At 67.3% G+C, this 19,913-nt stretch carries 18 protein-coding genes; 10 read left to right on the forward strand and 8 right to left on the reverse strand.

Translation table 11 applies throughout. The features are described 5' to 3' along the window. Positions 1 to 15: 15 nt before the first annotated feature. Positions 16 to 1,392: an NAD(P)/FAD-dependent oxidoreductase gene (locus M1M07_RS11210; RefSeq protein ID WP_248674211.1), complete on the reverse strand. Its 1,377-nt coding sequence runs from the start codon at positions 1,390 to 1,392 to the stop codon at positions 16 to 18. Positions 1,393 to 1,527: 135 nt separating this feature from the next. Here M1M07_RS11210 and M1M07_RS11215 point away from each other — a divergent pair, with 135 nt between their 5' ends. Further along, positions 1,528 to 2,412, forward strand: a complete 885-nt coding sequence (locus M1M07_RS11215; RefSeq protein WP_248674212.1) for a LysR family transcriptional regulator — start codon at positions 1,528 to 1,530, stop codon at positions 2,410 to 2,412. On the opposite strand, the gene M1M07_RS11220 is transcribed toward M1M07_RS11215, so the two are convergent. Then, positions 2,409 to 3,692: an MFS transporter gene (locus tag M1M07_RS11220; RefSeq protein WP_248674237.1), complete on the reverse strand. Its 1,284-nt coding sequence runs from the start codon at positions 3,690 to 3,692 to the stop codon at positions 2,409 to 2,411. The two genes, M1M07_RS11215 and M1M07_RS11220, sit on opposite strands and share 4 nt — an antisense overlap. Before the next feature lie 181 nt (positions 3,693 to 3,873). On the opposite strand from M1M07_RS11220, the gene M1M07_RS11225 reads away from it, so the two are divergent. Continuing rightward, positions 3,874 to 4,713 (forward strand): alpha/beta hydrolase, encoded by an 840-nt coding sequence (locus M1M07_RS11225; protein WP_248674213.1) that lies wholly within the window; start codon positions 3,874 to 3,876, stop codon positions 4,711 to 4,713. Positions 4,714 to 4,776: 63 nt separating this feature from the next. Here the strand turns inward: M1M07_RS11225 and M1M07_RS11230 are convergent, their stop codons facing one another. The 6 genes from M1M07_RS11230 to M1M07_RS11255 all read right to left on the reverse strand — a co-directional run bounded on the left by M1M07_RS11230 (position 4,777) and on the right by M1M07_RS11255 (position 10,865). Further along, positions 4,777 to 5,763: an alpha/beta hydrolase gene (locus M1M07_RS11230; RefSeq protein WP_248674214.1), complete on the reverse strand. Its 987-nt coding sequence runs from the start codon at positions 5,761 to 5,763 to the stop codon at positions 4,777 to 4,779. Between the two features lie 80 nt (positions 5,764 to 5,843). Next, positions 5,844 to 6,998, reverse strand: coding sequence for an alkaline phosphatase family protein (locus M1M07_RS11235; protein ID WP_248674215.1), 1,155 nt, complete (start codon positions 6,996 to 6,998; stop codon positions 5,844 to 5,846). 28 nt (positions 6,999 to 7,026) lie between these two features. Then, positions 7,027 to 7,311 (reverse strand): muconolactone Delta-isomerase, encoded by a 285-nt coding sequence (gene catC / locus M1M07_RS11240; RefSeq protein WP_197251925.1) that lies wholly within the window; start codon positions 7,309 to 7,311, stop codon positions 7,027 to 7,029. Positions 7,312 to 7,361: 50 nt separating this feature from the next. Further along, the gene (locus M1M07_RS11245; protein WP_248674216.1) at positions 7,362 to 8,489 is read right to left on the reverse strand and encodes a muconate/chloromuconate family cycloisomerase; all 1,128 of its coding nucleotides are present in this window, start codon (positions 8,487 to 8,489) and stop codon (positions 7,362 to 7,364) included. Positions 8,490 to 8,589: 100 nt separating this feature from the next. After that, entirely contained in the window at positions 8,590 to 9,441 is an 852-nt protein-coding gene (gene catA / locus M1M07_RS11250; RefSeq protein WP_248674217.1) for a catechol 1,2-dioxygenase, read from the reverse strand. A gap of 488 nt (positions 9,442 to 9,929) precedes the next feature. Further along, positions 9,930 to 10,865, reverse strand: coding sequence for an AraC family transcriptional regulator (locus tag M1M07_RS11255; protein WP_248674218.1), 936 nt, complete (start codon positions 10,863 to 10,865; stop codon positions 9,930 to 9,932). 192 nt (positions 10,866 to 11,057) lie between these two features. Between M1M07_RS11255 and M1M07_RS11260 the strand changes: the two genes are divergently transcribed. The 8 genes from M1M07_RS11260 to M1M07_RS11295 all read left to right on the forward strand — a co-directional run bounded on the left by M1M07_RS11260 (position 11,058) and on the right by M1M07_RS11295 (position 19,909). Then, positions 11,058 to 11,624, forward strand: a complete 567-nt coding sequence (locus M1M07_RS11260) for a flavin reductase family protein (protein ID WP_248674219.1) — start codon at positions 11,058 to 11,060, stop codon at positions 11,622 to 11,624. A 45-nt stretch (positions 11,625 to 11,669) separates the two neighbouring features. Then, the gene (locus tag M1M07_RS11265; protein WP_248674220.1) at positions 11,670 to 13,286 is read left to right on the forward strand and encodes a 4-hydroxyphenylacetate 3-hydroxylase family protein; all 1,617 of its coding nucleotides are present in this window, start codon (positions 11,670 to 11,672) and stop codon (positions 13,284 to 13,286) included. An 81-nt stretch (positions 13,287 to 13,367) separates the two neighbouring features. Continuing rightward, positions 13,368 to 13,859 carry a hypothetical protein gene (locus tag M1M07_RS11270; protein WP_248674221.1) on the forward strand — a complete coding sequence of 164 codons (492 nt, stop codon included), beginning with the start codon at positions 13,368 to 13,370 and terminating at the stop codon, positions 13,857 to 13,859. Between the two features lie 283 nt (positions 13,860 to 14,142). Beyond that, a complete protein-coding gene (gene benA, locus M1M07_RS11275; protein WP_248674222.1) occupies positions 14,143 to 15,516 on the forward strand; it encodes a benzoate 1,2-dioxygenase large subunit in 1,374 nt (457 codons plus the stop codon). 13 nt (positions 15,517 to 15,529) lie between these two features. Then, positions 15,530 to 16,033 (forward strand): benzoate 1,2-dioxygenase small subunit, encoded by a 504-nt coding sequence (gene benB / locus M1M07_RS11280; protein ID WP_197251856.1) that lies wholly within the window; start codon positions 15,530 to 15,532, stop codon positions 16,031 to 16,033. Between the two features lie 31 nt (positions 16,034 to 16,064). Continuing rightward, positions 16,065 to 17,681 carry a benzoate 1,2-dioxygenase electron transfer component BenC gene (benC, locus tag M1M07_RS11285; protein ID WP_248674223.1) on the forward strand — a complete coding sequence of 539 codons (1,617 nt, stop codon included), beginning with the start codon at positions 16,065 to 16,067 and terminating at the stop codon, positions 17,679 to 17,681. Continuing rightward, positions 17,678 to 18,472, forward strand: a complete 795-nt coding sequence (locus M1M07_RS11290) for a 1,6-dihydroxycyclohexa-2,4-diene-1-carboxylate dehydrogenase (protein WP_248674224.1) — start codon at positions 17,678 to 17,680, stop codon at positions 18,470 to 18,472. Before benC ends, M1M07_RS11290 begins: the two co-directional genes overlap by 4 nt. A gap of 105 nt (positions 18,473 to 18,577) precedes the next feature. Continuing rightward, positions 18,578 to 19,909, forward strand: a complete 1,332-nt coding sequence (locus M1M07_RS11295) for an aromatic acid/H+ symport family MFS transporter (RefSeq protein ID WP_197251855.1) — start codon at positions 18,578 to 18,580, stop codon at positions 19,907 to 19,909. The last annotated feature ends 4 nt before the right edge of the window (positions 19,910 to 19,913 follow it).

A 19,913-nucleotide genomic window follows, 5' to 3' on the forward strand; every position in this document is an offset into this window, starting at 1 on the left:
GGCGGTCGGTCTCGGTCAGGCGATGGCCGGTGCGGGTTCGCGTTCGTCGTCCGGCGTATCCGTGGCCACCGGTTCCTCCACTTCCGCGGCCGGTTCGATCGCGGCCGGGACCGGCTCGGCGGTCTGCGCGTAGTAGAAGTGCGGACGCCGGCGGCCGAGGAACGAACCGCACCACGACATCACCGCGATGTAGCGGTTGCGGAAGCCCACCAGGTAGACGAGGTGGACCGCAAGCCACAGAACCCACGCGATGAAGCCGGTGAGCTCGATCTTGCCGATGCGAGTGATCGCGCGGAAGCGGTTGATGATCGCCATGCTGCCCTTGTCCCGGTACTGGAACGGGGTGCCGGCGGGGATCTTGCCGAGGATCATCTTCGCGACGTGGCGGCCACCCTGCATCGCGAACGGCGACTGCGCGGGCAGATTGTCGAGCGTGACCATGTCGCCGATCGCGTAGATGTTGTCCGCGCGGCCGACGGTGAAGTCGTTGTCGACGAGCAGACGGCCACCGCGGACGGTGTCGCAGCCGGTGCGCTCGGCGAGCACGCCGGCGAAGTCGTTTGCCTGGATACCGGCCGACCAGATGATCGTCTCGGCGGTGAGCCGGCGTGTTTCCTCGGTCGACGGCGTCGTCAGGGTCGCTCCGTGCTCGTCGATGTCGGTGACCATCGTGTTGAGCACGACGTCGACACCGGCCTTCTCGAGCGATTCCTTCGAGTAGTCGCTGAGCTTGCCCCCGAACGGCGGGAGCACCTTGTCCGCGCCCTCGACGAGGGTGACGGTGACGTCGTCGGCATTGATGTTGCCGATCGATTCCGCGAAGTAGCGCTGCGCGAGCTCCTTGATCTGGCCGGCCAGCTCGACGCCGGTCGGGCCTGCGCCGACGACGATGAAGCTGAGCAGGTTCTTGCGGAGCTCGGGGTCGGTGGTGATGTGCGCTTCCTCGAAGCACCGGATGATCTGACGGCGCAGCTTCTCGGCGTCGTCGACGGTCTTGAGGGCGTACGTCAGCTCGGCGAACTCGTCGCGGCCGAAGTAGGCCTGACGGGCGCCGGTCGCGGCGACGAGGTGCTTGTAGCCGAGGGTGTGCCGCTTGCCGGCGGCCTCGTAGACGACGGTGTTCGCGTCGGGGTCGACGTCGACGACGCGACCGAGCCGGACGTCGGCGTTGGGATACTTGGCGAGGATGGCGCGGACCGAGGGGGCGATCTCACCGGGCGAGATGACGCCCGTGGCGACCTGGTACAGCAGCGGCTGGAAGAGGTGTTCGGTGGTCTCGGAGATCAGCACGAACGGGGTACCCGCCTTGCCGAGCTTCTTCGCGGCCGCGAGGGCACCGAAGCCCGAACCCACGATGACTACGTCCGTCCGGTCGAACTCTGCATCGGCCATAACCTGCCAAACCTCCACGCTGAAGTCTTCTGATGTCGATGTATGAGTTCAACCGTATGTATCTCCCCGGGCGCGGTCCACTAACCTGGGATATTCGAAATACTGTTATCTGGTTTGCTCATAAATAGGAGGGCGATGGACTTCCGGCAACTGCGGTACTTCGTGGCCGTCGGAGAGGAGTCGAGCTTCTCGCGGGCCGCGCAGCGCTGCTTCATCTCGCAGTCGGCGATCAGCCACCAGATCGCGAAACTCGAGAACGAGCTGGGAACGAGCCTGTTCGAGCGATCCACCCGCGTCGTCCGGCTCACCGACGCGGGCCGCCGTCTCATGCCGATCGCCGCCGAGGTCCTCGCCCTCGAGGCACGCGCCCTCGAGGTGGGCAAGCCGCCCCGCGACCGCATCCGGATCAGCGCGAACATGAGCTTCGCCGCGCAGAGCCTCGACGCGATCTCCCGGGTCCGCGAGCAGCACCCCAACCTCGACATCGAGTTCGTCATCCGGGACTTCGCGGACCGCGTGGACGCGGTGGCGGCCGGCGACGCCGACCTCGCCCTCATCCGCGGCGACATCGACCGGCCGGAACTCGAGGCGATCGAACTGGGCGTCGAGGACCTCGTCATCGTCACTTCCAGCCAGCATCCGCTGTCCGCGTTCTCGACTGTCGATCTGCGCGACCTCGCGCACTATCCGCTGCTGCTGCCCCCGCGGCACAGCCAGATCCTCATCCACCGGGTCGTCGAGAACGCGTTCCTCGAGGTCGGGCGCCGCGTCCGGCTCGGTCCCGCCATCGCGAGCGACCACACCGCGACGCTCGAGGTCCTCACCAATCCGCGGGCGTGGACGGTGCTGTACGCGGGCACCGTCGATGCGACGCCCCGCACCGGACTGCGGATCATGAGCGAAGCCCGGCAGCGGTTGCGCGTGCCCGTGTGCGCGGTCGTGCGCGCCGGCGCGACCCGCAGCCGCGAGTTCGACCACCTCATGCAGGCCCTGGCCGGGTCGATCGTGCCCTCGGATTAGGGGCGTGTGTCGACCCGTTCGACGACGTCGAGCGGGTGGTCGATCTCGTCGGCCGGCATGCGCCCCACGGTCAACGCAACCAGCGCGAGGACCAGCGGAACCGTGCCCACGACGACGAAGATCACCGGAACCGGCACCACCGTCGCGAGCGGTCCGGCCAGCGCGACCGACACCGGCATCAGCGCGAGCGACACGAAGAAGTCGAGGCTCGACACGCGACCGAGCAGTTCCCCGGGCACGCGGCGCTGCAGCAACGTGCCCCAGATGACCATTCCGGCGCCGTCGGTGAGTCCGACGACGAACAGCGCGGTCGCCATCACCCAGAACGACGAGGTGTATCCGAGCACCGCGAACGGCACCGACCCTAGACCCCAGCACAGCACCATCACGGTCAGGTACCTGCGCGGCATGCGTCCCGCCGACACCGCAAGCGAGCCGATCGCTCCCCCGACACCGAACGCGGTCAGGAGCAGGCCGAAGGCCCGTTCCCCGTCGGCGAAGTTGTCGCGGACCAGGAACGGCAACAACACCTCGATCGGACCCATGACCACGAGCACCATCAGGCACGCGAACAGCAACGTCCACAGCAGCCACGGGGTTCGCACGGTGAACGCGAAACCTTCGCGAAGATCAGCGAACACGTTCGAGTGGGCCTCCGGTGTCGACGACTCCGGCGGGGACACCGGCAGGGGCCGCACGAACAGCAGCAGGACCATCGACGCGGCGAAGGAGGCGCACACGACGAAGGCGCCCGTGGGCGGCACGAACGCACCGACCACCATGCCCGCCACGGCGGGGCCCAGCGCCTGCTGCAGCGTCGGCCGCAACGCGCCTTCGAGCCCGTTCGCGGCGAGCAACTCCTCCGCGGGCAGCACGCTGGGCAGATAGGCGCTGTACGCCGGGAAGAAGAAGGCGCCGCCGGCGCCGAGCACGACGGACGCGACGGCCATGTGCCACAGGTCGAGCACGCCGGTCGTTCCGAGCGCGGCGACCACCGCGACCGCGACCAGGCTCGCGCCCTGGACCGTCACCAGGATCGCGCGTTTGGAAAGGCGGTCCGCTGCGACACCACCGACGAGCGCGAACGCGATCAGGCCGCCGCTGAAGCACGCCGCGACCGCGGACAGCGCGGTCGGTGAATCCGCAAGCGCCAGAACCTGAAAGACCATCACCACGGTCCACATGCCGCTGCCGAACAACGACAACGCGACCGCCGCGATCAACAGCCGGTAGTCGCGGCGGCGCAGCGGGGCGAACGCACGCAGGCGCCGTGCGTCCACGGTCGTCGATTCGAGGGAAGTCACGAATACCAGGCTCCCACCGAGGACGGGTCCCGAGCCACGCATTTTCCGCCCGGCCCCTCCTCCCCTCGGCCCGGTCACCGGTACGGGACACACGCCGCGGCGTCTCGTGCAAGGATGCGGTTCGTCACGCACGTCGAGTCCACGGCAGGGAGACGCCATGCAGCACTCCGAGTCCTCGTTCACCGGCGGGTCCGCGACGCGGATCGTCTACGACATCTGGTCGCCCGACGGCGATCCCCGCGGCGTCCTGGTGTTGTGCCACGGCCTCGGCGAGCATGCCCGGCGGTACGACCATGTCGCCGAGCGGCTCACCGAGATCGGGCTCGTCGTCTATGCCCCGGACCATCGCGGTCACGGACGGTCCGGCGGCAAGCGTCTGCACCTGCGGGACATGTCCGAGTACACCGACGACATCGCCCGGCTGTTCGCCATCGCCGACGAGGCACATCCCGGGCTGCCCCGGTTCCTGCTCGGGCACTCGATGGGCGGTGCGATCGCCCTGAGCTATGCGCTCGACCATCCGGGGGAACTGGCGGCGCTGGCGCTGTCCGGTCCCGCAGTCGTCGTCACCGCGGGCACGCCCGGGGTGGTCGTCGAGGCCGGCAAACTGATCGGCCGGTTCCTGCCGGACCTGCCGGTACAGAAACTCGACAGCAAGCACGTGTCCCGCGACCCGGCGGTCGTCGCCGCGTACGAGGCGGATCCGCTCGTGCACCACGGCCTGGTGCCCGCGGGCGTCGTCCGTGCCCTCGTACTCAGCGAGCAGTCGTATCCGAAGCGCCTGCCGTCGCTGACCGTGCCGGTGCTGCTGCAGCACGGCACCGAGGACAAGCTCACCGATCCGTCGGGCAGCCGGTTGGTCGCGGACCTGGCCGGCTCGGACGACGTCACGCTGAAGATGTACGACGGCCTGTACCACGAGGTCTTCAACGAGTACGAGAAGGAGAAGGTCCTCGACGACCTCACCGAATGGCTGAAACCGCGCCTGGCGGCGTAGCCGCCGGTGTGCCTTTCTGGCGGTGGGAGCCGCCACAAAGACACACGGGCGGCGCAGCCGCACCTACGCGGTGCGGCTGCTTCCCTCGGTGGCATCGGTGGCGACGGACCGGCGCGCGAAGTCGATGCTGAGGTCGAGCAGCGCGCGGGCCTCCGGCAACGTCTGACCGATCACCGGGAACGCGTGGACCTGACCTGCCCAGATGTGGGTTTCGATCGGACGCCCGGTCCGTTCGATCGCCTCGGTGACGATCTCGGCGTCGGGCCGGGTGATCTCGTATTCGGCGACGGAGAAGAACACCGGCGGGAACAGGGTGGGATCGGCGTCGACCGGTGACTGGGCGCCCTCGATGTGGTCCGGACCGTCGAGCCACTTGTCGCGCAGCTTCTCGAGCTGGCGCATCGGCAGGTACGCGTCGCGCTTCATGTAGTCGGGGTCGTGGGATTCGAGGTTCAGGTTGAGCAGCGGCGAGAATCCGATGACGGCGGCCGGTCGTGTCATGCCGCGCAGCGCCGCGATCTCCGCGACCTTCATCGCCAGGTAACCGCCGGCGGAGTCACCGGCGACGATGACGCGGTTCGGGTCCTCGGCGACCGAAAGAACCGCGGTGTACGCGGCCATCGCATCCATCACGGACGTGCCGATCGATCCGTCCGGCAGCTGCCGGTAGGCGGCGGAGTAGACGGGCACGCCCGCCTTGGCGGCGAGCAGCGAACACACCGTGCGGTGCGTCGCGAGTCCGCAGAACACGAATGCACCGCCGTGAAAGTACAGGATCGTCGCGCCGGCGAGGGAGTCGGTGGCGGGACGCGGCGGCTCGATCCGTTCGCTGGGCACTCCGCCGAGCGTCACCGGGTCGATGTCGACGCCACGCGGCCGGGGCAGCAGCTTGTCGACCTGCCGGTCGAGCCTGCTCAATACGGAGATACCGCGGTCGGTGGCGGGCCACCAGGTCATGATCGGCTTGATGAAGATCCGGGCGAACCAGAAGATCAGCCAGGCCTTCACGCTGATCGACCAGTGCCAGACCGTCGCTCCGTGGGTGCGCATGTACGCCACGATAAGTCGGGTACGACAGCTCCGGCGACGTACTGTCGCTCACAGAGCCACCCCCGGCGTCGCCCGGATCATCAGCTGTGCAGGCGGATCGGATCCGGCGACAGCAACGGAATCAGCAGTTCGTCGTCGGTGAGTGCACCGTGCTGGCCGGGCATCCGCGCCATGACGAGCTCCCCGTCGGTGCGGATCACCGACGATTCGCCGCGCCCGATCGCGACGATGTCGCCGACGCGGCTCGCCGCGTCCGGGGACGGTTCCGGCCCGAAGAGTCCGGCGGCGAGCACGTCGTCGCGGGTGCCGACCCACATCTCGTCGCCCAGTTCGTTGCGCCAGCGTTCGAGGACCGCGTCGGGCCGTTCGGTATGGACGTGGCGGCAGCGGGGTTCCCCGGCGATGTAGGTGACGTCCTCGGACAGACCATCGCAGTGGTCGTAGTCGAAGCGCCGGCCCCGGGTGGTGTCGACCATTCCGTGGTCGGCGGTGACGACGAGTCGTGTTCCGTCCGGTAGCGCGTCGGCGAGTTGTTCGACGAACCTGTCGACGACGGTGAGCTGCGCGAGCCACGCCGGGGACTCCGGACCGTAGAGATGGCCGAGGGTGTCGACCTCACCGAGATAGCCGTAGACGAGGGTGCGTTCGGCGGAACCGACGGCGGTGACGATCCGGGCGAGCAGATCGCCGTAGGCGGAGACACCGACGAACCTGCCGCCGCGCAGCACGGCCCGTGTCAGTCCGCTGCCTTCGAATGTCCGCGGGACCACGGTGGTGACGGCGATACCGCCCCGCTCCGCGCGTTCGAACACGGTCGGGTGCGCCTGCACGAGTTCGGGGACGAGCTGGGTGCGCTGGTCGATCGCGGTGCCGGCGAGTGTCCAGCGCAACCAGTTGAACGGGCTGCGGATCTCGCGCAGGTACGCCTGGTATCCGGTGACGCCGTGCCGCCCCGACGGCAGACCGGTTCCCAGCGACGCGAGGCTCACCGCGGTGGTCGTCGGGAATCCCGCGCGGATCGGCTCCCCCGTCATCCCGGTCAGGAACGGTGCGGCACTGCTGTTGCGTTGCAGCAGATTCCAGCCCATTCCGTCGACGAGCAGCACGACGGTCCGGGCGCACTCGGTCAGTTCGAGCCGGTTGCGTTCCCCGGCCACGCCCGCGGATGCGAGCACCGACGGCAGCAGATCCGCGAGGGTCGGCTGTTCGTAGACGTCTCGGAGCGGCAGACTCATACCCCGAGTATGGACCGTCGACGCGTGTTTACTCCTTGATGTCCGATCCGTGCCTGGTCAACGGCATGATTTCGATCTTCATGAAGGGGAACAGCGGAAGGTTCCACAGGATCTCGTGCAGTTCGTCCGCCGAGTCCACGTCGAAGATGCTGATGTTGCTGTACTGGCCGACGATGCGCCAGATGTGCGGCCACTTGCCCTTGCGCTGCAGTTCCTGGCTGTACGCCTTCTCCTTCGCGATGGTGTCGGCGCGGACCTCGGGGTCGAGGTCGCGGGGGATGTCGACGTCCATGCGAACGTGGAACAGCGCCATGGTCGATTCTCCTGATCCGGGCTTGTCTGATCTTGGTCTGGTCGGTCTGGTCAGTCGCGGGCGAGGTGCTTGACGACGTCCATGTCGAGTTCGACGCCGAGGCCGGGGCCCTGCGGGAGGTGCACCTGGCCGTCGGAGTAGTCGAGCGGCGTCTGCAGCAACTCGACGGCGAACAACTGCGGACCGAACAGTTCGGACCCGTAGTCGATGCCGGGTTCGGCGCACGCGAAGTGGACGGACGCGGCGGTGCCGATCGGACCTTCGATCGAGGTGGCGCCGTGGCAGCGGAGCCCGGCGGCCTTCGCAACCGCGACGACCTGCTTGCTGCGTTGCAGCCCACCACATTTCGTCGTCTTGAGTGCGATGACGTCGGCGGCGCCGCGCTTGGCCACTTCGTATGCGTCGTGCGGGGTCTGCACGGATTCGTCGGCCATGACCGGCGCTGCAACCCTCCGGTTGATCTCGGCGAGAACGTCGAGTTGCTCTGCGGGGGTGGGCTGTTCGATGAGCTCGACCCCACCGTCGACCAGTTCCGGCACGTGACGCAATGCGGTGAAGCGGTCCCATCGGGCATTGACGTCGATGCTGAATCCGACCTTGCCGTCGAACGCCTCGACGACCTTGACCACGCGTTCGGTGTCGACCGCCGGATCGAGCGCACCCATCTTGAGCTTGAAGGAGAAGTTCAGGCGCTGCTCCATCTTGTGGGTGACCTCCTCGACGATCTCCTCGAGGGGAGCGGCACCGAGAGCCCACCGCACGTCGACGCCGGTGCGGAACGCACCGCCGAGCAGCGTGTGCACCGGGACGCCGAGACTGCGCGCCCACGCGTCGTGCAACGCGACGTCGACAGCGGCCTTCGCGAATCGCGCGTTGGCGACGATGCGTTCGAGATCGACCATGATGCCGGTGATGTCGTCGACGCCGCGGCCGGTGATGTACGGGCCGATGTAGCGGTCGACGATGGCCTTCATCGTCTCGACCGATTCGCCTCCCCACCACGGTCCGCCGGGCACGACGCCTTCGCCGTAGCCGGTGACGCCGCCGGCGGTGGTGACGGCGACGAGCAGGATCGGCTGCGCCTCGGCGGTCGTGGTCGCGAACTTGTGGGGGCGGATCAGCGGGACGTCGAGAATCGTGGTCTCGACGGAGACGATCTTCAGGTCCGTGTCGGACATCGAGGGAACTCGCATTCGGGTCGGTTGCCGGTGGACTCGCGCTCGTGCGTGGTTTCGGTAGGGGGTGCTACCGAAACCACGCACGAGGGGCGGGGGCCGGTCAGGCCTCGGGGTCGAGCGCGAAGTTGTAGGTCACCTCGGCGACACCGTCGGCATTCGGCTTCGGGTCCAGGATGAGCTCCGGCTTCGTCGCGGAGGCGACGTCGCTGTCGACCCAGTCGCCACCCTTGAAGTAGAGCTGGGTGGTGATCGAGCGGTGTCCGGCACCCTTGACCATCAGGTGGAGGTGCGCCGGGCGCCACGGGTGGCCGCCGTAGGAGTTGATGAACCAACCGGTCGGTCCGTCGGCCGGGATCTGGTACGGCGCGGGCTTGAGCGTGGTGATCTCGAAGTAGCCCTCGTCGTCGCAGACGATCGTGCCGCGCAGGTTCCACTCGGGAATGCCGGGAGCGAACTGGGAGTAGAAGCCGTCCTCGTCGGCGTGCCACAGTTCCACCGTGGCGCCGGGCAGACCCTTGCCGTCGAGGTCGGTGACCTGCCCCTTGAAGATCAGAGACGGTGCCGCAGCATCCTTCTCACGCATCGGCATCGTGCACTTGGACGGGAGCTTCGGCGAGTTCTCGACGTAGTACGGGCCTTCGATGCTGCCCTTGGTGCCCGCGTAGTTGTTGCGCTCGTAGTGCACGGCCTCGACCTCGTGCTCGAGGTACACGTCGAGCCACAGCGGCCATTCGCCGTACTCGCCGACGTCGATGAGCCACTGCTTGAGGACGCGGTACTCGTCGTAGGTCACCTGGTGCTTGTGAACGACGTCGGTGAGGGCCTTCAGCACATCCTGGATGATCGCGCCGGCGCGCTCGACCGAGGTGTCGGACGTGACGCGCTCGCCCTTGAACTTGTCGGTGGCGGCATTGCCCGAGCCGAAGGCGGTGGGGTTCTCCGTGGTGGTCATGGACACTCCTCGTGAGGTCGAACTGGTCTGACGCGACAGTCGCGAAAGTTGTTGGGGGGCTTTGCAGGGGGCTGGCCTGTGGCCCGAGGCGAAATACGCTCTGCGTACAACGGCGCGCACTGCGTACGTTGGATACTGTGCGCGCTGTCACATCGGTTGTCAACCACATGTCGAGACACATCCCGCAAATCCGCAGGTGAGTGGAGTCGATGCCTAGCTGAAACCAGGTAGATGCCCGAGGTACCGTCGGCCCCCACTCCCACCGGCGCCGAACTCGCCAGTGCCACAGTGCTGTCCCCACCCTGCCGCCCCGGGATCCGGTCGACCCTGCGAAAGCCGGTCCATGTCAACGACACCGGTGTCCGGCGGGTACCGACCTCACGCAGTGTCGGAAGTCCCGGTCGAGACCGTTGCTCCGCACCTGATCGAACCCTCGGTTCGCACAACCGAATCCGACCCGGGGCCGGCCCCGGCCTGCAACGACTCGCTCAGGAACGCAGCGTCTCGGACGGCGCGACGCCGTACTTGCGCCGGTAGGCGGCGGCGAACCGGCCCGTATGGGTGATACCCCACTTGAGTGCGACGTCGGTGACGCAGACATCGCCCCGATCGGCTTCGGAAAGCTCCGCGTGGATGCGCTCGAGGCGCAGGTCGAGCAGGTATTCGCGGGGGCAGACCCCGACGTACTCGCGGAAGCCCTCCTGCAGCCGGCGGACGCTGACCCCGGCGACCTCTGCCATGTCGGCGCTGGTCCAGGCCAGTGACGGATCCTCGTGCAACCGGTCCAGAACCCGCTTGATGATGCGCGGCCGCGCGACCGCGCCGGGGTCGGTCTCCTGCATGACAGCGAGGACGAACGCCGAGATGATCGCCCCGGACAACTGGTCGGCGACCAGCGGATTGTTCCAGGGTGAGGCGCCCGATTCGAGGTTTCCGACCATCGCCCCGAGCATCGACAACCAGTTCTTCCCGGCCTCGGTCGTCAGGTCCGCCTGCGGAGGCAGCTGCAGTCCCGGCCGCCCGAAAACCCGGGCCATCTCCCGGTGCAGGTAGTCCCGTTCGAGCTTGACCCCGACGATCTCGCAGTCCGCCGTCCACCGCGTGATCGCCGCCGCGGTGTCAGGACGGAAAACCGTGGCGTAACCGTGCGGGGAGACGACCTCCCGCCCCTCGCTCACCGACTCTATCTGCCCAGCTAGAGGGATGTTTACGGCGTAGGCACCGGGGTGATCGGACTCGAGCGACACCTCGGCGCCCCAGCCGACGCGGGCGAGCCGTAACGGACCGAGATCGACCTTCCGCAACGTCACCTGCGGGGCGGTGACGGCATCGGACGGACGCAGCGAATGCGGGAAGTAGGCGTCGGACACCACTACTTCCGCTTCATCCCAATTGTCGGGAATCTGCACGTCATCGGTGCGCATTCACCCTCCTCGGCTCACGTTTCGGGGCTTTGGTCCCAGTGTGACCGGCAACACTACCTCCTGCAAACAAGGTCGCCGGTCACTTCGCCGCGCAAGGTGGATAGTCGCCGCGCTCAGCGGATCGCGCACCCCCTTCCGCTCGGAATATGGTCTGGATCACACCACGACGGATCGACCGGAAGGGCCTCCGAGATGGACCAGCGAGAGCTTCGAAACATCTTCGGGCAGTTTGCAAGTGGCGTCACCGTCATCACCTGCAACAACCACGAGGGCACCCCGCACGGGGCCACCGTCACCGCATTCACCGCGGTTTCGCTCGAACCGCGACTGTGCCAAGTGACCCTGACGCGCACTTCGAAGGCGTGCCGCTTCCTGTCCGGTGCGCCGTTCGCGGTGAACATCCTCGCCGACGACCAGATCGACACCGCCATGCACTTCGCGGGACGTCCCCAGTCCCCCGAACCCGTGTGGGAGCAGGGCCCGACTGCCCCGATCCTCGCCGGCACCGCAGCCACCTTGTCGTGCGTGCCGTGGCGCGAATACGACGGCGGCGACCACATCATCTACATCGGCGAGATCGTCGACGCCACCGCCCGCGCCGACGCACAACCGCTTCTCTTCTACCGCAGCACATTCCACGACCTCGGCAGACCCAGCGCGTCCGCCGCATGGAACGGATCGCTCGACGACCCGCACAGCGGATGGTTCGACGCATCCACCCGCTTCACGCCCATGCGCATCGCCGTCCCCACGGCGTGACCCCCGTACTTCTTCATCACCTTCCCCGTCACCAGGAGAAATGACATGACCACGACCGAGCCCCGCCCCACCGAGACGGTCGACCGATCCAAGGTCAACGTCGCCGCCGACTGCGCGGCCAACCAGCAGCAGAACTTCACGAGCCGCCCGATGACGGGGGACGAGTACATCGAGTCGATCAAGGACGGTCGCGAGATCTACCTGCACGGAGAGCGGGTGAAGAACTACACCGAGCATCCGGCCTTCCGCAATTCGATCCGCATGACGGCCCGCCTGTACGACGCGCTGCACACCGGCGAGCACGTGGACAAGCTCACCACCCCCACCGACACCGGCAACGGCGGCGTCACCATGCCGTTCTTCCGTACCCCCAAGTCCGCGGACGACCTGCGCGCCGACCGCGACGCCATCGCCACCTGGGCCCGCCTGACCTACGGCTGGATGGGCCGCAGCCCCGACTACAAGGCCTCATTCCTCGGCACCCTCGGCGCCAACGACGAGTTCTATTCACCGTTCCAGGACAACGCGAAGCGCTGGTACCGGGAATCGCAGGAGAAGGTCCTGTACTGGAACCACGCGATCATCAACCCGCCGGTGGACCGGTCGCTGCCGCCGGACGAGGTCGGCGACGTGTTCATGAAGGTCGAGAAGGAGACCGACGCCGGTCTCATCGTCTCGGGCGCCAAGGTCGTCGCGACCGGCTCGGCGATCACGAACTACAACTTCATCGCCCACTACGGCCTGCCGATCAAGAAGAAGGAATTCGCGCTGATCTGCACGGTGCCGATGGACGCCCCCGGCATCAAGCTCATCTCCCGTGCGTCGTACTCGCAGAACGCCAACGTCGTCGGCTCGCCGTTCGACTACCCGCTCTCCTCGCGCATGGACGAGAACGACGCCATCTTCATCTTCGACAAGGTGCTCGTGCCCTGGGAGAACGTCTTCATGTACGGGGACGTCGAGAAGATCAACAACTTCCTCGGCGGGTCCGGCTTCCTCCAGCGCTTCACCCTGCAGGGCTGCACCCGCCTCGCGGTCAAGCTCGACTTCATCGCCGGTCTGCTCATGAAGGCCCTCGACGCCACCGGCGCCGGCGGATTCCGCGGCGTGCAGACCCGCGTCGGTGAGGTCATTGGCTGGCGAAACCTGTTCTGGTCGCTGAGCGATGCGATGGTCAACAACCCCGAGCCGTGGATCGGTGACACCGTCACCCCGAAGCTCGAATACGGTCTGACCTACCGGATGTTCGCGATGCAGGGCTACCCGCGGATCAAGGAGATCATCGAGCAGGACGTCGCGTCCGGCCTGATCTACCTGCCGTCCTCGGCCGCCGACTTCCAGAACCCGGACGTCCGGCCCTACCTGGACAAGTACGTCCGCGGCTCGGACGGCATCACGGCCGTCGACCGGGTCAAGGTCATGAAGGCACTGTGGGATTCGATCGGATCCGAGTTCGGTGGCCGCCACGAACTGTACGAGCGGAACTACGCCGGCAACCACGAGAACGTCAAGGCCGAGCTGCTGTTCGCCGCCGAGGGACGCGGTGACGTCGCCTCCATGAAGGGCTTCGCCGAGCAGTTCATGAGCGAGTACGACCTCGACGGCTGGACGGTTCCGGACCTCATCGGAAACGCCGACGTCAGCGCCTTCTACAAGAAGTAACCCAGACTGCCGCGCGCGGGCAGCAGTGCCCCTACCTGCCCGCGCGCGGTATCGAACCACCACCTCGCGAAGGAGCGCCCGATGTTCCTGGCACAGCCGGATTCCCGACCCCCCTGCATCCCGGAATTCGATGTAGCCGTCGTCGGGCGCTCCTTCGCCTCCCTTCGCGCAGCGATCCGCCTGCGCAACGAGCTCCACCTCTCGGTCCTCGAAATCGACACCGCCACATCGGCTTCGTACGACGAGATCGACAACCGGTGGGACATCCGGTGCGACCGCGAGGTCGTCGCCCACGCCAAGTTCGTCGTCGACGGCGACGGGCACGTGCCACTGAAAGGCCGCGACGGCAACGCATTCGAGGCATCCGACCTCACCGCGTACGGATTCCCCAACCTGTTCCGTCCGGTCCACACGACCCGCACCGACAGCGTCGGATACACGGTCCGGTGCATCGGTCACATGCGGACGCACGGCCACGACTACGTCGAGCGACGCCTGCACACCCCGATCGCCGACGACGACTATCCCGAACTGTCCTTCGACCGTCCCGTCCCGCCCATGTGGGTCGGATAGCACCGCACCCACCTCCCCGCAAGACAGCCGCACACGTCCTGAACGTGTGCGGCTGTCTTTGTGTGCGCAGACACCCGCCGGCGTGGCCGTGTCCAGGGCCTTTCGGCATCACCGCCGGGGGTCCTAGGCACCCCTAGGCATTTCCCCGGTGTGACCGGAGACACAGGGTGGCATCGTAGAGGCATCACGGCGCAGATCCAGCCCACCGAGGATCCGAGCCGGAACCCCCGGACCGATCCCCGCATCGCCATTCCCCCGGTACGACGCCACATTGGAGTTCCCCATGACCGACACCATCGACCACGTGCGTTCCCACCTCGACGACGCCCTCGTCGAGGACGCTGCGAACGGCCGCTACCAGGTGCGGCGCGACATCTTCACCGACGAAGAGATCTTCGAGATGGAGATGAAGCACATCTTCGAGGGCAACTGGGTGTACCTCGCGCACGAGAGTCAGGTGCCCAACGCCGGGGACTACTTCACCACCTACATCGGCCGCCAGCCCGTCGTCATCACCCGCGACAAGGACGGCGAACTGCACTGCCTCATCAATGCGTGCAGCCACCGCGGCGCGATGCTGTGCCGGCGCAAGACCGACAACCGGACCACGTTCACGTGCCCGTTCCACGGCTGGACGTTCCGCAACAACGGCAAGCTGCTCAAGGTCAAGGATCCCCGCGACGCCGGCTACCCGGAACAGTTCAACACCGACGGCAGCCACGACCTGACCCGTGTCGCCCGCTTCGGCAACTACCGCGGATTCCTGTTCGGCAGCCTCAACCCCGACGTCGACTCCCTCGAGGACCACCTCGGCGACACCACCAAGATCATCGACATGGTCGTGGACCAGTCCCCCGAGGGACTCGAGGTGCTGCGCGGCGCGTCCACCTACACCTACGACGGCAACTGGAAACTGCAGGCGGAGAACGGCGCCGACGGCTACCACGTGTCCGCGACGCACTGGAACTACGCGGCCACCACCGCCCGTCGCACGGCCGGGGAATCGGCCAACGAGACCCGGGCGATGGACGCCGGCACGTGGGGTAAGCAGGGCGGCGGCTACCACTCGTTCGAGAACGGCCACCTGCTGCTGTGGATGTGGTGGGGCAACCCGCAGGACCGCCCCCTCTACCCGCGCAAGGACGAGCTCGCCGCCGAGTTCGGGGAGAAGAAGGCCGAATTCATGGTCGGCGCGTCACGCAACCTGTGCCTGTACCCGAACGTGTATCTGATGGACCAGTTCTCGTCGCAGATCCGCCACTTCCGGCCGATCGCGGTGGACAAGACCGAGGTGACGATCTACTGCATCGCCCCCAAGGGTGAGTCCGCCGAGTCCCGCGCCAACCGGATCCGCCAGTACGAGGACTTCTTCAACGCGACGGGCATGGCGACCCCGGACGATCTCGAGGAGTTCCGGTCCTGCCAGAAGACCTACCTCGCGACCGCAGCACCGTGGAACGACATGAGCCGCGGCGCCACGCACGTGCTCAACGGCCCGGATCAGGTCGCGAAGGACCTGGGCATGACCAACGTGCTGTCGAGCGGCGTGAAGACCGAGGACGAGGGCCTCTACCCGATCCAGCACAGGTACTGGCTCGAGACGATGCGCAAGGCCGCCGAGGCCGAAGCCCGGTCCACCGCCGCGAACGAGCGCTGAGGGAAACGAAACAATGACCATTGCAACAGAATTGACGCAGACCGCGATCGAGCAGTTCCTCTACAAGGAAGCACGGTTGCTCGACGACCGCGAGTTCGAGAAGTGGCTCGAGTGCTACCACCCGCAGGCCGAGTACTGGATGCCCGCGTGGGACGACAACGGTGAACTCACCGAGGACCCGCAGCGCGAGATCTCGCTCGTGTACTACCCGAACCGCGGCGGGCTCGAGGACCGGGTGTTCCGCATCCGCACCGACCGCTCGTCGGCGACGTCGCTGCCCGAGCCCCGCACGGGCCACAACATCACCAACGTCGAGATCCTCGAGCGCCGCGGCACCGAGATCGACCTGCGCCACAACTGGTTCTCGCTGTACTACCGCTACAACACGACCGACACGTACTTCGGCACGAGCTTCGTCACCCTCGACGTGTCCGGACCCGAGCCGGTGATCCGGAAGAAGAAGATCGTCCTGAAGAACGACTACATCCACCACATCGTGGACGTCTACGTCGTCTGATCACCCCGATTCACGAAAGAAGGCACATGCCATGAGCTTTCAAGTGGCACTGAGCTTCGAGGACGGGGTCACCCGCTTCGTCAAGTGCGGCCCGAACGAGACGGTCGCGGACGCGTCGTACAAGGCGCGCATCAACATTCCCCTCGACTGCCGGGACGGCGCGTGCGGCACCTGCAAGGCGCTGTGCGAGTCCGGTAGCTACGACGGCGGCGACTACATCGAGGAAGCGCTGACCGACGACGAGGCCGAGCAGGGCTACTGCCTGCCCTGCCAGATGACACCGGAATCCGACCTGGTGCTGCAGATCGCGACGACCTCCGACGTCGCGAAGACCGCCGCCACGACGTACTCGGCGACGATCACCGACATCCGCCGGTTCTCGGACAGCACGATCGGTTTCAGTGTCGAGATCCCGAACCGCGACGATTTGGTGTTCCTGCCCGGCCAGTACGTGAACATCACGGTGCCCGGCACCGACCAGAGCCGCTCGTACTCGTTCAGCACCGGCCCGAACGACGAGCACCTGTCGTTCCTGGTCAAGATCACCGAAGGCGGACTGATGTCGGAATACCTGCGCGATCGCGCGCAGGTCGGCGACACCCTCGAGTTCACCGGACCGCTCGGCAGCTTCTTCCTGCGCGAACGCAAGCGCCCCGCGCTGCTGCTCGCCGGCGGCACCGGTCTGGCCCCGATCCTCGCGATCTTGGCGACGATGCAGGAACAGGGCAGCGACCTGCCCGTGCACCTGATCTACGGTGGCACCTTCGACCGCGACATCGTCGAACTCGACACCCTCGAGGGGTACACGAAGTCGCTGCCGAACTTCAGCTTCGACTACTGCGTCGCGGATCCCGACTCGGCAGCACCGAACAAGGGGTACGTCACCTCGTTGTTCGAGCCGAAGCATCTCAACGACGGCGACGTCGACGTGTACCTGTGCGGCCCGCCGCCGATGGTCGAGGCGGTGCGCACCCACTTCGGGAACGAGGGCGTCACCCCCGCCAACTTCTACTTCGAGAAGTTCAACAATTCCGCGGCCGGTTCCGACCAAGGTGCCGTGCAGGTCACCGAGCCCACCGACGCCGAGCGTGCCGCGGCCGAGAAGGCCTCCGCCGAAACCGGTCTGCCCGTCTCGCTCGGAGCCGCGAACCCCACCGTGGCGGACAACTACGAGATCGGCGAGGAGCACCCGCCCGTCGCGGAGTCCGATGCCCAGTTCGACGCCCGCATGGCACTCGAACTCGGCGCGCTCGAACTGACGATCGGCCGGCTCACCGACGCCCAGCTCGCCGAGTTCCGCTTCCTGGCCGAGGCATCGACCGCATCGATCGAACGCGACCGGTTCACGGACGCCGCCGCGTTCACCGACACCAACGCGGCGTTCCACGAATTCCTGTTCCGCTGCTGCGGCAACCCGGTGCTGCTCGAGGCGTACAACCGGCTCGAGGTCACCCAGCTGATGCGCCGCGTGCTGCGCACCGCGCAGTGGGTGGACGAGCAGGTCCCCCACGACCACCTGAAGATCGTCAAGGCGTTCGAACGCGGAAACCGTGCCGCGGCACGCGATCTCATCGTCTCCCACGCCCAGCACGCGAAGGAGACCATGCGTCGCGCCATCGAGGACCACGAGAAGGCGGAAATCGCATGAGCCCCCGCGTCTTTCCCGGACGGTTCGACGACCGCGCGGTCGTCGTGACCGGTGCCGCACAGGGCATCGGATGCGCGGTCGCGACGCGGATCGCGGCCGAGGGCGGCGACGTCGTCCTGATCGACCGCGCCGAACTCGTCCACGACGTCGCGAAGGAACTGCGGGAGAACGGCGCCCGCGCGCATTCCGTGACCGCCGACCTCGAAACGTTCGAGGGCGCACAGGCCGCGATCGACGAGGCGCGACAGCAGTACGGGCGCATCGACGTGCTGATCAACAACGTCGGCGGCACCATCTGGGCCAAGCCGTACGAGCACTACACGCCCGAGCAGATCCAGGCCGAGGTGCAGCGCTCGTTGTTCCCCACGCTGTGGACGTGCCGGGCGGTCCTGCCGCACCTGATCACGCAGAACTCCGGCACGATCGTCAACGTCTCGTCGGTCGCGACCCGCGGCGTCAACCGTGTCCCGTACGCGGCGGCCAAGGGCGGGGTCAACGCGATCACCGCGGCGCTGGCACTCGAGGTCGCGCAGTACGGGATCCGGGTGGTCGCGACCGCACCGGGTGGCACCGACGCCCCGGCCCGCCGGGTCGCGCGCGGACCGGCAGCGCAGACCGACCAGGAGAAGACCTGGTACCAGCAGATCGTCGACCAGACCGTCGACTCGTCGCTGCTCAAACGGTACGGCACGCTCGACGAGCAGGCCGCCGCCATCACGTTCATGGCATCGGAGGAAGCCTCGTACATCACCGGCACGGTTCTGCCCGTCGCCGGCGGCGATCTGGGCTAGCCCGCCGCCCCGGGCCTCACCGACAGGGCCATCTCCGGCCCCGACGGTGAGGCCCGTTTTTCTCTCCCGATTGTTTTGTGACAGCCCTCACCAACTGGAGTGATCATGACCCAGCCCACAGAATGGGCGAGTGCGCGGCACCGCCGTTCCGTCCTCTGGATCGTCGCGCTGGCGACGCTCGCGATCGTCTTCGACGGCTACGACCTGGTCGTCTACGGCACCATCCTGCCCACACTGATGGCCGACCCGGGCCAGCTCGGGCACATCTCCGCCGAGCAGGGCGGTGCGCTCGGCTCGTACGCACTGGTCGGCGTCATGGTCGGCGCGCTGGTCACCGGCGCTTTCGGTGACCGCGTCGGGCGGCGGAAGATGATGCTCCTGCACATCGTCTGGTTCTCCGTCGGCATGGCCGCCGCGGCACTGTCGACGAACCTCGCGATGTTCGGCGCGCTGCGGTTCTTCACCGGCATCGGCGTCGGAGGGCTCGTGGCCACCGCCGGTGCCGTCGTCGCCGAGTTCGCACCGGCAGGCAAACGCAATCTCTACAACGCGATCGTGTACAGCGGCGTCCCCGCCGGCGGTGTCCTCGCGTCCCTGCTGGCGATCGTGTTGCGCGACGCGATCGGCTGGCGTGGCCTGTTCCTGATCGGCGCGCTGCCGCTGGTGATCCTGCTGCCCCTCGCCTTGGCGAAACTCCCCGAGTCGCCGCAGTGGCTGATCTCGCGCGGTCGCACCGACGACGCCGCCGCGGTCTGGTACAAGTTCGACATCCCGGTGCCCGCACCCTCGGCGCCGACCGCCGAGAAGGCCGGTTTCGCTGCGCTCGCCACCCGTCGGTATGCCTGGGGAACAACACTTCTCGGACTGATGAGCTTCTCCGGACTGCTGCTCACCTACGGGCTGAACACCTGGCTTCCGAAGATCATGGCGGACGCCGGGTACAACGCGAAGGGCTCGCTCGCGTTCCTGCTCGTCCTCAACGGCGGCGCGATCATCGGCGGCGTGCTCGCCTCCCGGATCGCCGACGGGCGCGGACCCCAGCCCGTCGTCGTCACCACTTTCGGTCTCGCCGCCCTCGCCCTGGTGCTGCTCACCTTCGGGTTCCCGCTGCCGGTGCTCCTCGCCGCGGTCGCGATCGCCGGTGTCGGCACGATCGGCACCCAGGTCCTCGTCTACGGTTTCGTGTCCAACTACTACGAGACCCGGGCCCGGGCCGCGGGCGTCGCATGGTGCGCCGGGTTCGGCCGCCTCGGTGGGATCGTCGGACCGATCATCGGCGGCGTGCTCATCGGTGCAGGTCTGAGCAACAACGTCAACTTCTACATCTTCGCCGGAATCGCACTCGCCGGTGCGGTCGTCACCTTCTTCGTGCCGCCCCGTCCGACCGCCCCGAACACCGAACCGGAGCCTGCGGTCGCGGCTACCGTGGATGTGTGACGGG

This window comes from Rhodococcus sp. HM1 (assembly GCF_023218075.1).
Classification (GTDB): domain Bacteria; phylum Actinomycetota; class Actinomycetes; order Mycobacteriales; family Mycobacteriaceae; genus Rhodococcus.